A 12676-nucleotide genomic window follows, 5' to 3' on the forward strand; every position below is an offset into this window, starting at 1 on the left:
TAACAGAAATTGAAAATTTTATTCTCTAGATCGCGATATGCTTATATAAATAGACAAAGAGGGACATCAAGATGAAAAAGTTAACAGCTGTCATGGCGATGGCAACCGTATCTACAATGCTACTTGCAGGTTGTGAAAGCATGACGCCGAATCAACAGCGTATTGGTGCAGCTGCTGCAGGCGGCGCACTTGGTGGTGGTGTTGGTAATAATGTTGGTGGTGGTGTTGGTGCAACGCTTGGTGGTGGTGCAGGTGCCGCTGTAGGTAGTAAAGCTCAAGGGGGCTCAGATCGTAATGCCACTTATAGTGGTGTAGGCGGTGCAATCGGGTCTGCAGTCGGTAAAAGTATTTTTGGTGGTAACTCTGGCGCTGCAATTGGTGGTGCAATTGGCGGCGGTGCAGGAGCAGCGATAGAGCAAAAGCGATAGAACAAAATAATCGTTAATTTGCTAAAGTGATAAAAAAAAGCGCTCATAGAGCGCTTTTTTTTATTAACGGAAACGTGTGGCTTTTGCCTTCTTGCGACGGATATACACAGTTTTGTGAACTTCTGCGATCCGTAAGCCTGATTCATCCATAATATTCACAGTATAGTTACGGTAAACAGGAGCATGATTGCTAGCGAGCTCTTTGATGAGTTGTATTTCACTGGAATCAATGCGGATATCTGCATAAACAGTGCTACGACCAGGAGTTAAAAAATCGATGCTTGCAGCCTTATCCCAAACAATATATTTATCACCTAAGTGATACATGAGTAATGTCATATAGAATGGGTCAACCATAGAATAAAGGCTACCGCCAAAGTGGACACCCACAATATTTTTATTTTTTCGTGTAAGTGGCATTTTTACACGAATATGATGATTTTTTAAGTCGATTTTATCGATAGTAATGCCTGCGCCTTGAAAGGGTGCAAAGCTATTAAACATATACTTGGAGATTAACGGAATTGTCGTTAGCTTTTTCAAAATACTCATTTAGGTCAATTATTTTTATTTCATTAGTTAGCATACTAAAGTACAAAAAATATTCTGGCATTGATCGAAAATCATCGTAGACCAAGAAAACGGTCAATCAATAACAAAAAAGGTTGAGCATATTATGCAATTTGAATCGCATTGGATTAACACGACAGATCAACAAAAACTCTATGCTAAAACATGGGGAGATCGGAATAAGCCGGCATTGGTGCTTGTGCATGGTTATCCAGACAATCAAGAAGTATGGGAACCAATCATTTCGAATTTAATCGAAGATTATTTTGTTGTAACTTATGATGTGCGTGGCGCTGGTCAATCGAGCGTACCGAAAAAGATTCGCGCTTATGCATTAGATCAACTGTCTTTGGATTTGGAGAGTGTGGTAAATCATCTGTTGCCAAATCGAAACTTTCATGTGGCAGCACACGATTGGGGCTCAATTCAAACATGGGAATCCGTAACAGAATCTAAATTTAAAGGTCGTATTCTTTCATATACCACTATATCTGGACCATGCTTGGACCATGCTGCTTATTGGATGCGTGAACAATTCAAACATCAAAAACCAAAGTTCTTTAAGCAATTGATTAAGTCTTGGTACATCGTACTATTTCAGCTACCCGTAGTTGCACCGACGATGTGGAATTTTCTCAATCCAGATCGCTGGGGCAAAATATTTGAAATTCTTGAAGATACAAAAGGCTTACCTGTAAACCAAAATATCTCTAAGGATGGTGAGTATGGTGTGGCACTGTATCGGGCAAACTTTATTCCACGTCTAATGATGCCTCGTCAACGTCATGCGATTTGCCCCGTTCAAGCGGTAGTCTTAAAACGCGATAAATATGTAAGTCCAGAGTTGATTGACGAAATTCCAAAATGGGCGACAGGTTTTGAACGTGTTGAGCTAGATGCGAATCATTGGGCTGTTTTAAGTCGTGCCCAAGAGATCGCATCGTATATTAAACAATTTGCAAAAAAAAATGCGCAAGGCGAATAGAATCTGACGAGTGAAGGTATCAACCCCTGATGAGCAGATTTATTACAAACAAATTCTGATAAAATAGTTTTTTTGTCTGATTCCTATTTCTTATGTTTGCAATTCTTGCTGCCATTGGGGTCATGTTTGGCCTCTCTTTGGCTCGTGTGCCTGTGGTATTTGCACTGATCATTGGTGCTGTAACAGGAGGCCTATTGGCTGGTCTTGGTTTACAAGGCACTATGGAAGCGTTTAATGGTGGTTTGGGCAAGGGTGCCCAGATTGCTTTAGCTTATGGTGTACTTGGTGCATTTGCCTTAACTTTGGCTCGTTCAGGTTTGCCAGATCTTCTAGCATATAAAATGATTAATTCACTTAAAGGTGAGGCTAATCTTAAAATACAAAATCGTGTCAAATATGCCATCTTTGCAACGGTTGCAATAGCGGCTGTTTGTTCTCAAAACGTAATTCCCGTGCATATTGCTTTTATTCCTGTATTGATTCCACCATTATTGATGGTATTCAACCATTTAAAGCTTGATCGACGATTGGTTGCATGTCTACTCACATTTGGTTTATGTGCAACTTATATGTTGATCCCAGTCGGTTTTGGTGCAATTTTCCTAAATGATATTTTAGGTCAAAACATCAATACTTTTGGTGAACCACTTGGCTTCCAAATTGATTATGATCAAATCCCTTCTGCGATGGCGATTCCTGTGTTTGGGATGTTCGTAGGTTTATTAATCGCAGTGTTTTATAGCTATCGTAAACCACGAGAATATCGTGACATTCATGTCGAAGAACAACCACAAAGCATTTCGGGTGAAATGGGTGTTCAAGAAGGTTCTGCTAGACCGGAGGTTTCTAAATTTACGATTTATATGGCGGGGGGTGCTGTTTTAGCAACGCTTGCAGTGCAATTATATTCTGATTCGATGATTTTAGCTGGTTTAGTCGGCGTGGCGATCCTAAGCTGTGCAGGTATTTTCAAGTGGAAAGAAGCTGACGATGTCATCATTACTGGTATGCGTATGATGGCACTCGTGGGTTTTATTATGATCGCAGCACAAGGTTTTGCAGCCGTGATCGGCGCTACTGGTCAGGTTCCAACGCTAGTTGAGGCTTCAGTCGCATGGATTGGTGATAGTCAAGGTTGGGCAGCATTCTGGATGTTACTCATCGGATTGTTAATTACACTAGGTATAGGATCATCATTCTCCACAGTGCCAATTCTTGCAATCATTTATGTCCCATTATGTATTCAGTTTGGTTTTAGTCCAGCAGCAACAATTGCGCTCATAGGTACTGCTGCAGCTCTAGGTGATGCAGGCTCTCCAGCTTCAGACTCGACTTTAGGACCAACATCAGGCTTGAATATGGATGGTCAACATGATCATATGAAAGACAGTGTGATTCCGACATTTATTCATTTCAATATTCCATTGATGATTTTTGGTTGGATCGCGGCAATGGTCCTATAACTACATTTAAAAAATGATTGAATAAAAGGCGATTAATATAATCGCCTTTTTTATTTTAAATCAGATTAAAATAGTAGGTTTAAATAAAAAATTCCGAGTAAAATAATATGATTAATAGGTTATTTAAAATAATTGATGGTTTTATAATTGACTAAATTGGTATGATTTAAAATAAATTATTATTATAATCAGTTATTTATAAATAAAATGTATTTTATTTAATTTTTGAGAGTTGCATATTAATTTTTGGCATGTTTATTATATTTAAATAGTGGTTTATTTAGATATTTCTTTCAGAGGTTATAATAATGTTAAATAAAATTGCACTGATTGTTTTAGTTGGGATGTCAGCAAATGCACTGGCAGGAGAATGGCAACTTAAGGTAGGTGCATCTGCAATTTCTCCAACGCAAGAAACCACTGTGGCTGCTCTAGGAGGAGCTAAAGTGGAAGCCGATGATGAATTTGCTTTTACCCCTTCGGTGGAATATTTCTTTAATGATCAAATTTCTGCTGAATTATTATTAGCGACTCCAGTTCGCCATGATGTTTTGATTAATGGCGCTGATGCAGTGACGATTAAACATTTACCACCAACACTGACTGCGAAATATCATTTTAAAAATATCTCGGGATTTACACCTTATGTTGGTCTTGGTGCAACAGCATTTATTGCTTGGGATGAGCAAGGCGTTCAAAGTGTAAAAGAAGATTTTGGTTATGCAGCGCAGTTAGGTTTCAATTTCCAACCAGCTGATGCAAAAAACTGGGGTGTATTCGCTGACGTACGTTATGCAGATTTGAACCCTGAAGTGACTGTAGATGGAACAACAAAGTTCAAGCTAGATATAGATCCAGTCATCTATAGCATTGGTTACAGCTACAAATTCTAAAAATAAAGTTGCGCCTAGCCCTATTAATCAATAGGGCTTTTTTTATATGTCGTACTATAACAGGTAGAAAATACCATATAAAAAAACAATTTTTTTCAATAATCTAGAAAGCTCATAACCGAGTAGTATGCATGAAGAACCAATTCATAAAACTCATCATTGTGCTGGCTGCATGTGGAAGTGTTCCAGTATTTGCAGCGAGTTTTGATTGCAAAAAAGCGCAGTCCGAAACTGAGAAAGCTGTTTGTGAACATCGTATCCTGAATGATGCAGATGTTAAAATGGCTGCCACTTATCAAATTCTTCGTCGTTTAGTACCGATGGGAATGCGATCAATCATTCAGAATGAACAAGTCAAATGGCTGGAATTACGTGATCAATGCCAAGCAAATTTGCAATGCTTAAATCATGTCTATCAAATGCGTCAGCAAAAACTAGAAATACATCTTGATCGAATTTACAAACAAGGTCCTTTTTAAAAAAAATTAATTTTGACCATTGAAAAAATTAGAAGCTACACCATTCATTAAGCATTCAAAAAAATTGTTTTGATGTGTTTAAGGAGTAGTTTATGAGCGAGCAGAATACACAAAAACATAGTTTCCAAGCGGAAGTTGCTCAGCTTTTACATTTAGTGACGCATTCACTTTATTCAAATCCAGAAATTTTCCTTCGTGAGCTAATTTCAAACGCTTCAGACGCATGTGATAAATTACGTTTTGAAGGGATTAATCATCCTGAATACTATGAAAATGATCCAGATTTACGTGTACGCGTACAATTGGATAAAGATAATAAAACCATCACCATTTCAGACAACGGTATTGGTTTAAGCCAACAAGAAGCTATTGATAATTTGGGTACGATTGCTAAATCTGGTACTAAAGACTTTATGTCTAAATTAACCGGTGATCAAAAGTCAGATGCACAGTTAATTGGTCAGTTTGGTGTCGGTTTTTATTCTGGCTTTATTGTCGCTGATAAAATCACAGTTGAATCACGTCGTGCAGGGGCTGAAGCTTCAGAAGGTGTACGTTGGATCAGTGGTGGTACAGGCGAATTTGAAGTTGAGCAAATTACAAAAGAAGGTCGCGGTACAGATATTATTCTACACTTGCGCGAAGACGCATTAGATTATTTGCAAAGTTATAAAGTAAAGCAAATTATCAATAAATATTCAGACCATATCAGTTTACCAATTCAAATGGAAAAAGAGGTATGGCAACAAGAAGAAGCAGCTGAGGGCGAAGAAGCGAAACCAGGCCAGTATGTCAAAACGGGTGAATGGGAGGCGATCAATTCTGCCAGCGCATTGTGGACACGTAGTAAGAATGACATTACTGAAGAACAGTATATTGAGTTTTATAAAAACTTAAGTCACGACTTTGAAGCACCGATTACTTGGGCGCATAACCGCGTAGAAGGGAGCACTGAATATACGCAATTACTGTATATCCCAAGTAAAGCACCACACAACATTTTCTCACGTGAAGCGAAAGCAGGTATCAAGCTCTATGTGAAACGTGTCTTCATCATGGATGATGCAGATAATCTCATCCCGAACTATTTACGTTTCGTACAAGGTGTTGTGGATAGCGCAGACTTACCGTTGAATGTGAGTCGTGAATTACTTCAAGAAAGTCGAGATGTTAAAACCATCCGTGAAGGCAACACACGTCGAATCTTAACAACTTTAGATACTTTAGCTAAATCTGAAGATGAAGCAGATCAAGAGAAATTTAAGAAGTTTTATGCTGAGTTTGGGTCTGTCTTAAAAGAAGGTTTGGGTGAAGATTTCACCAATCGTGACCGAATTTTGAAGCTTCTACGCTTTGCAACTTCAAACAATGATGAGGTCACTACTTCATTGGCTGACTACAAAGCAGCAATGAAAGAAGGTCAAAAGGCGATTTATTATGTAACGGCGGAAAGCTTAGCCGCTGCTAAAAACTCGCCACAACTTGAGTTATTCAAGAAAAAAGGCATCGATGTTCTGCTAATGACTGAACGTGTAGATGAATGGGCAATGGAATTTGTTCATGAGTTTGACGGGACACCAATGCAGAATGTCGCAAAAGGTGCTGTAGACTTAGGTGATTTACAGGATGCTGAAGAGAAAAAAGCATTAGAAGCGGCGGCTGAGCAGTTTAAACCTGTGGTTGAAAAGCTGTCTGAGTCTTTAAAAGACAAAACCAAAGAAGTGCGCGTAACCACTCGTTTGGTTGATTCTCCAGCGTGTCTGGTGACGGGTGAAGGCGAGTTGTCTCCACAGTTGATTCGCATGCTAAAACAGGCAGGTCAAGCAGTCCCAGAAAGCAAGCCAATTTTAGAGATTAACCCTGAGCATCCATTGGTGAAAAAGTTGGATGGTTCAGCACAATTTGATGATCTTGCAAATGTGATTTTTGATCAAGCGATGATTGCGGAAGGTGGTTTACCAGAAGATCCAGCTGCATATTTAAAACGCATTAACAGCTTATTATTGAAATAAGCGCATATTTTAAATTGTGATCCAAAGCCTATCTTCGGATAGGCTTTTTTTATGCAGCGCCGTCGTAGGATGTAAAAGGAACTATTTAAGCTTTGGGTTAAACTAGATAAATTTTTTCGATGTTAATGATAAAAAATACGTCCAATTTTTGATTTGTAAAACATATTAAACAATAATAATTAATCTATAATAGCGATCATTAAATATTGGGAATATTCTATGAAAACTTCAATGATGCTCGCATTTAGCATGTTTTGTCTGAGCTTAACCAATGTCTCTTATGCAGAACATGAGGTGAAGAAAATTGTTCGAAATGATCGTGTAACCGTGGTGAAGCATCAAATTCCACAGTTTGATATTAATCCTTTTGTGGATAGTAAACGTATCGCACGCACAGATCGTGTCGGTTATGTTTTACCTAAAACTGAAGCTGAAGTGGCGCCTAAAAAAACACGTATTACACGTAATGATCGTATCGTGATTCAAAAGCCTGTCATTTGAGAATCTAAGATCCAAAAAAAGCCCATCAGTGATGGGCTTTTTTTATGACTATTATCGAGCGCTAAAATCTAGCTTCAAGACGAACTAATGCACGAGGATAGTGTGATCGATCTTCACGCTTGTCATTAAAATAGTTAAGATCACCTTGAACAAAGAACCATTCGCGGAATAAGGGTTGGCGCCACGAAACAAAAGGTCCCCAACTGTTCATACGTAAATCATCGTTATTGTAATACCCACCCACATACATACCGTAGTTAAAGCGGTTATCATGGAAAAACTGATGTTGGCGATAGGTACGATTATCCCACGTCCAATCATCATCCTGCTCATCCGCATAAGTTAGATAAAGCTGATTTGAAATAAACGCTTCATTTGGACGTGCGTGGGTGAGTTCCAAATTGGTTCTTAGATAATTTTCACTATCTATACCATAACGATAGATTTGTTCAGCATGAAAGGAAAAATCATTCCCGAGAGTCCAATCTTTTTTTGCCTTTAAGCGGGCATAAATGTCATCTCCAGATCGAATACCTAAATCAGCATCTAAATCGAAAGGTAATTTATCAGACAGTTGTGACCAACGTAAGGCGATCGAACTGTTATCTTCACGGATTCGCTTAGTGTCGACATTTTTGTCGGGATCACCAGCGGGATTTTCATTGGTAATGGCAATATTGTTGTCAATTTCATTATCCAGTGAATCATCACCAAAGACTAAACTTAATTTACGCTCTAAGGTTGGTAAGTCGATTTTACCGCGTATACGTGGCTTGAATTCGTAATCATCATACTTATTCCATTTATTATCAAAGATTACACGTAGCGTTGCTTTGGCGGTTTCATCTTTATAACCTTCACCAAACCAACCATCGATTCGCTGTGCAGTTCGGTCTGCCCAGTGACGAATAGATTTTTGACGTCGGTCAATCCATGATAAATCTTCAGTCGCTTGAGTAGGGGCGTATATTTTTTTATTAGATTGTTCAGGGAACAGTGTGGGTGTTGAATCTACCATGCGAGGAACGTAGTTAATCCAACCTAAGCTATTTTCATCCGATGTTGGCCAGTCTTTTTGTTGAAATTCTAAAGGATAGTCTAAAGTAGGGAATTCGCTACTGACACTAATTTCATCTGTTTGATAAGGATCAGTCAAGTGATCTATCTGATCTTGGCTATACACGAAAGTACTTAAAAAGCTACAACTTAAGACAAGACTTAAGGTTGACGGTTTGAACTGCTGCATGATTCTTTTCATATTCGCTCTAAGTCATTTTCATTGTTAAGCCGCTGAATTTATTTATAAAATTAAAAATGGGCTTAAGCATCGTGATATTATTAAAAATCAATGTTTGATCTATTCTAATGAATTGTTCAACAAAATTCACAATAAACAACAATGAATTTAAAGTGATTTAAAATTGGAACAGATAATGAGAAGACTTGAAACTGAAATAATTTTATTAAATGATTGTTTTATAGATAAAAAAAAGACCTCCTTGGGGAAAGAGGTCTATAAAAATTTACCATGTATAGAGTCATGCAGTGAATCTATACATGAAGTATATTCAGTTCCGATTCACTTGAATAGGCTTGTTTATGCAACGCTGAATTCTATTTTTATAACAGTCTAAATATGGCTTAAGTCATGCAACCTTAAGCCAGTATTTAGGTTCTCGAAGATGTTTTATGATTTACTTGGTGGCACGTCACAATGTTCATCAGTACAAGTTTCTGCATCTTCAACAGTGGGTTGATCTGTTTGTTCATTGGCAGTCGTTAATACTTTGTTGATCACATCTTGGAAGACTTGAGTCGGTTGAGCACCAGCCAAAGCCACACGCTGATCGAATACAAAAAATGGTACGCCAGTCACTTTTAATTGATCACGTGCAAGTTCTTCATCAAATTGGACAAAATCGGCATATTGATCAGAATCCAAAATATCATCCACTTCAACTGGATTTAAACCAATGCGCGAAGCAACATCTTCGAGGGTTTCACGCTCGCCAATGGCTAAACCTTGGGTCATATAGCTATAAAAAAAGGCTTCTTTTGCTTCCGAACCCAATCCTAAGCTTTGTGCATGATGAATAATTCGATGGGCGTTGAATGTATTTCCTGAGTTGGCATTTTCCCAATTGAACTCGATGCCTTCTGCTTTTGCCATTTCCGCAATATTGCGTTGCATTTCTTCAACTTCAGCGACAGTACGCCCATATTTTAATGCTAAACGTTCGCTATTTGAGACTTCTTGACGTGGCGGTGCATCAGGATCTAGCTGAAAACTGTGCCAATGGACTTCAAGTTCTACACCAGTTGCAGCAGCAGCTGCTTCTAAACGTTTTTTTCCGATATAGCAGAAAGGGCATACTACATCTGACCACACATCTACACGCATAAAAAATCTCTAATCATCATTTATGAATCTATAGTGTGGGCAATGACAACAAAATTAAAGGTCTAAATCTGAAACGCAGAGTTTCAACCCGCTATGTTTCTGTCGAAAATATGAATTTTGCGTAATAAATTATTGAAACTTGATCACAGAATCACGAATAAATCGACAAAATCACAGCAATATCCACTAAATTCATTCCTATTTCTGCTTAAAAAATATGCTATACAATACACATCATGTGCTTGTCATTGTTCGCAAGTGATTCATTACTCAAACAAAAAAAGGATAGGAGTTTGAGATGCGCGGAATTTTAGCGGTGGTTATCGTCATGGTGACCTTATTATTTGGTTATTGTGCCTACGCGCAAAATGAAAAAAATGATGAAGTGCAACGTCAACAATTTGATTTGGTGATGACGGAAAAAATTGAGCAGCTTTATGTTCAAGCGAAGGATTGGAAAACCCCTCTGAATTTTAAAGTTGAAGATGAGCGTTTGGATGGTGACTATAAAGTACTTTCTGAATTTATTTTGAAGTATTGGGTAGACAATATTGAATCACGAAATATGTATTTACGTGAGTTAGATCAAGCCAAGTGGGATGAGTTTCTGAACGTTCGTCGCCTAGAATTAGATAAAAAGAATAAATATCAAAACACCGAAAAGATGTTTGTCCAAGTGAAGAAAATTCAATCTGAATATCAAATGCGTGACCAACAAATTTATGCGACAGCTTTACAAGCGCTTGATGCTTTGGAGATGAAATCAGACTTGCGTGAGCCAATGAAAGAAAAGTTAAAATTCAGCCGACAGCATAATAATGATCAAGCTTTGTTTGCTTTAGAACTTAAGATCACAAAAAAAGCTGAAGAAATGTTTGAGTTTTTGAAGAATCATGACTGGCAACGCCGTAACGAAATGATCCTATTTAAAAGTGATCTTAGTGTGAATCGTTTTAACGAGTTATATCGTGAATTAAATCAATTACAACGCGAAATTGATCAGTTAAAAAATCAAAATGCCGAAGTGATTGAAGCACAAACAGTGAATCAAAGTCCAAGTTCTGAACCCGTTGTTCAGGAAGAAACGCAATAAACATTCTTTCTTGGTTGTTTCTTTCAGCGTGGTTACAAACAATGGACGCCTGTTTTACTCACGGAGTAAGGCAGAAAAGGCTTTACTTGAAAGTAAATGTACATCATGAACATGCTCAATTTTAGGATTAATATGTGCTTTTTCTTTCCATTGATTTAAAGTAATACCATTATCGAGGACTTTTTTGTCATATAAATAGTTTGGAATTAAACCTGGCAATGTCACGCGATAATCTCGTGGAATTTGTCCTACTGCATGTTCTAATAAATCAAACAAGATGGTCGTACAATTACTAATATAGGTGTTATACCAAACTGGGGTATGATTTAGCCGATTGGCTTTGTTCAGGAATTCTAAAAACAACATCTGAATTTCGGTTTGATTCATTTGAATTGGATAAATATAAACATCTTCTTCGCGAATATTTGAGCGGGTATAAATCAAATCATTTTCATCACCTACGACCAGTGCCAATTCATACTGCCGAAAAAACCCGCCAATGGTGGAAAATCCTTCATCTTTTTCCTGACGAACTTCTAAAGAAAAAGCGAGATGTTCGCCATCATCAAAACCAAATGTAATAAAAACATGCGCAATAGGACCTTGCATAAAATGTGATACCACTAAATCTATACGGTCTAACTTTTCTAAATCGTATTGTCGTGTTTCCCACCGCATCACGTAGTCTTTATCACTGTGCCAAATAAAATTTCTGACATTCTGTAATTCCACTTTGCCATCTTTGAATTGGAATTGAATAATTTTGTCGGTTTCATCCTGCCAAACGCGATCATTGCGTGGTTCTAAGGAAAAAAAGCTAATCATGGCAATCAAAAAAATAATCAAATACGCCCATGTGAAATAGGGCTTATAGCTGTGTTGCTTGAAAGGGAATATCCTTGTAATGATGGCAAGTCCAACCCAAAACAAGATCAGTGCATAAGTCAAAATGGCATTAACAGGCTGATGTGTCCAAATGAATAAAATTGCCCAGAGTGATGTGAGACATAAAAATATAACAAGTAGGCTGTTTTTTATTTTAGTTTTCATGGCTGATGGATATGTATGAGTTTTCTATTTTTATAATGAATTGAAGTTAAGCTTTGAAGTCCATATTTGTAAAATCAGACCGAGTCTTGAAATTCAGTTGCTTAGCAAAACTTTTAAAAAACACTTGAAACCATTTATCTGAGTACTGATGAATACGTAAATAAATTGGTGTAGTTTAATTAAAGAATGGTTCTATTTGTTTAGTTATTCTTCTTTCTTGGTGCTCGATTTGAACGATGCATGTCAGAGTCTTGCTTATGACTAATTCTAAATTATGTTTGATGTTCGGTGTGATCTCAGCTTTGCTGATGAGTTTGACTCATGCCGAAAATATTGCGAGCTTGCCTTCAATTCAATTGTTGGCGGACGATGACTTACGTGATGAAGTTGTGACGACTGTTACACCTTTTCAAGAAGATCAAAAGGTGCGTCAATCTTTGCAACATCAAGTGATCAAAAAAGAACAGGATATTCAAAATGCTGCTTTAGAGCAAAGTTCACCTGCACTGAATATTCAACCAAAAACCCCAGTGCCTGATATGAGTCATCTATCACCTTTACAGCAGCAGTATGTTTTGTCTGTTGCAGCAGGTTTACAGCCGAATGATCCGAGTTCAGGCATTTTTAGAATGTTGGAGCCTTTAGGGATTGATCGGGACAAAGCATTGAATCATATCCAACAGGGTGGAGGCGCGATTCCAATGACCTTTGATGAGCAACGTTTAAATCAGTTGTTGGGTGATGGATGGCGGAGTAATCTAAAATAAAATTTGATTTCTAAAGTATAAAAATTCCGCAAAC

General features: G+C 37.7%; 13 protein-coding genes. 9 read left to right on the top strand and 4 right to left on the bottom strand.

Annotated elements, in window-relative coordinates; all coding sequences use genetic code 11:
• Positions 1-71: 71 nt before the first annotated feature.
• A complete protein-coding gene (locus AC1M85_RS01415; protein WP_035265949.1) occupies positions 72-428 on the top strand; it encodes a hypothetical protein in 357 nt (118 codons plus the stop codon).
• Positions 429-491: 63 nt separating this feature from the next.
• On the opposite strand, the gene AC1M85_RS01420 is transcribed toward AC1M85_RS01415, so the two are convergent.
• Positions 492-980 carry a DUF4442 domain-containing protein gene (locus tag AC1M85_RS01420; protein WP_035265952.1) on the bottom strand — a complete coding sequence of 163 codons (489 nt, stop codon included), beginning with the start codon at positions 978-980 and terminating at the stop codon, positions 492-494.
• A 124-nt stretch (positions 981-1104) separates the two neighbouring features.
• On the opposite strand from AC1M85_RS01420, the gene AC1M85_RS01425 reads away from it, so the two are divergent.
• The 6 genes from AC1M85_RS01425 (at position 1105) to AC1M85_RS01450 (ending at position 7331) form a co-directional block, all read left to right on the top strand.
• The gene (locus tag AC1M85_RS01425) at positions 1105-1983 is read left to right on the top strand and encodes an alpha/beta fold hydrolase (RefSeq protein ID WP_488213405.1); all 879 of its coding nucleotides are present in this window, start codon (positions 1105-1107) and stop codon (positions 1981-1983) included.
• 92 nt (positions 1984-2075) lie between these two features.
• On the top strand, positions 2076-3446 hold the full coding sequence (locus AC1M85_RS01430) for a Na+/H+ antiporter family protein (RefSeq protein ID WP_092766629.1): 1371 nt from the start codon (positions 2076-2078) through the stop codon (positions 3444-3446).
• Positions 3447-3754: 308 nt separating this feature from the next.
• Positions 3755-4339, top strand: coding sequence for an OmpW/AlkL family protein (locus AC1M85_RS01435; RefSeq protein WP_488213406.1), 585 nt, complete (start codon positions 3755-3757; stop codon positions 4337-4339).
• A gap of 131 nt (positions 4340-4470) precedes the next feature.
• Positions 4471-4818, top strand: coding sequence for a lysozyme inhibitor LprI family protein (locus tag AC1M85_RS01440; protein WP_035265964.1), 348 nt, complete (start codon positions 4471-4473; stop codon positions 4816-4818).
• Positions 4819-4910: 92 nt separating this feature from the next.
• Positions 4911-6830, top strand: a complete 1920-nt coding sequence (htpG, locus tag AC1M85_RS01445; RefSeq protein ID WP_180028982.1) for a molecular chaperone HtpG — start codon at positions 4911-4913, stop codon at positions 6828-6830.
• A gap of 219 nt (positions 6831-7049) precedes the next feature.
• Positions 7050-7331 carry a hypothetical protein gene (locus tag AC1M85_RS01450; protein WP_180028983.1) on the top strand — a complete coding sequence of 94 codons (282 nt, stop codon included), beginning with the start codon at positions 7050-7052 and terminating at the stop codon, positions 7329-7331.
• 61 nt (positions 7332-7392) lie between these two features.
• Here AC1M85_RS01450 and AC1M85_RS01455 read toward each other — a convergent pair whose 3' ends face one another.
• Together AC1M85_RS01455 and AC1M85_RS01460 are read right to left on the bottom strand one after the other, a co-directional pair.
• Positions 7393-8577 (bottom strand): hypothetical protein, encoded by a 1185-nt coding sequence (locus AC1M85_RS01455; RefSeq protein ID WP_488213407.1) that lies wholly within the window; start codon positions 8575-8577, stop codon positions 7393-7395.
• 441 nt (positions 8578-9018) lie between these two features.
• On the bottom strand, positions 9019-9732 hold the full coding sequence (locus AC1M85_RS01460) for a DsbA family oxidoreductase (RefSeq protein WP_035265969.1): 714 nt from the start codon (positions 9730-9732) through the stop codon (positions 9019-9021).
• A gap of 298 nt (positions 9733-10030) precedes the next feature.
• On the opposite strand from AC1M85_RS01460, the gene AC1M85_RS01465 reads away from it, so the two are divergent.
• Positions 10031-10825, top strand: a complete 795-nt coding sequence (locus AC1M85_RS01465; RefSeq protein WP_488213408.1) for a hypothetical protein — start codon at positions 10031-10033, stop codon at positions 10823-10825.
• Between the two features lie 54 nt (positions 10826-10879).
• Here AC1M85_RS01465 and AC1M85_RS01470 read toward each other — a convergent pair whose 3' ends face one another.
• Positions 10880-11875 carry an Lnb N-terminal periplasmic domain-containing protein gene (locus tag AC1M85_RS01470; RefSeq protein ID WP_488213409.1) on the bottom strand — a complete coding sequence of 332 codons (996 nt, stop codon included), beginning with the start codon at positions 11873-11875 and terminating at the stop codon, positions 10880-10882.
• A gap of 257 nt (positions 11876-12132) precedes the next feature.
• Here AC1M85_RS01470 and AC1M85_RS01475 point away from each other — a divergent pair, with 257 nt between their 5' ends.
• Complete coding sequence (locus tag AC1M85_RS01475; protein ID WP_488213410.1) at positions 12133-12642, top strand: hypothetical protein; 510 nt, start codon at positions 12133-12135, stop codon at positions 12640-12642.
• Positions 12643-12676: the final 34 nt, after the last annotated feature.

The organism is Acinetobacter sp. 24-47-64, from assembly GCF_057737055.1.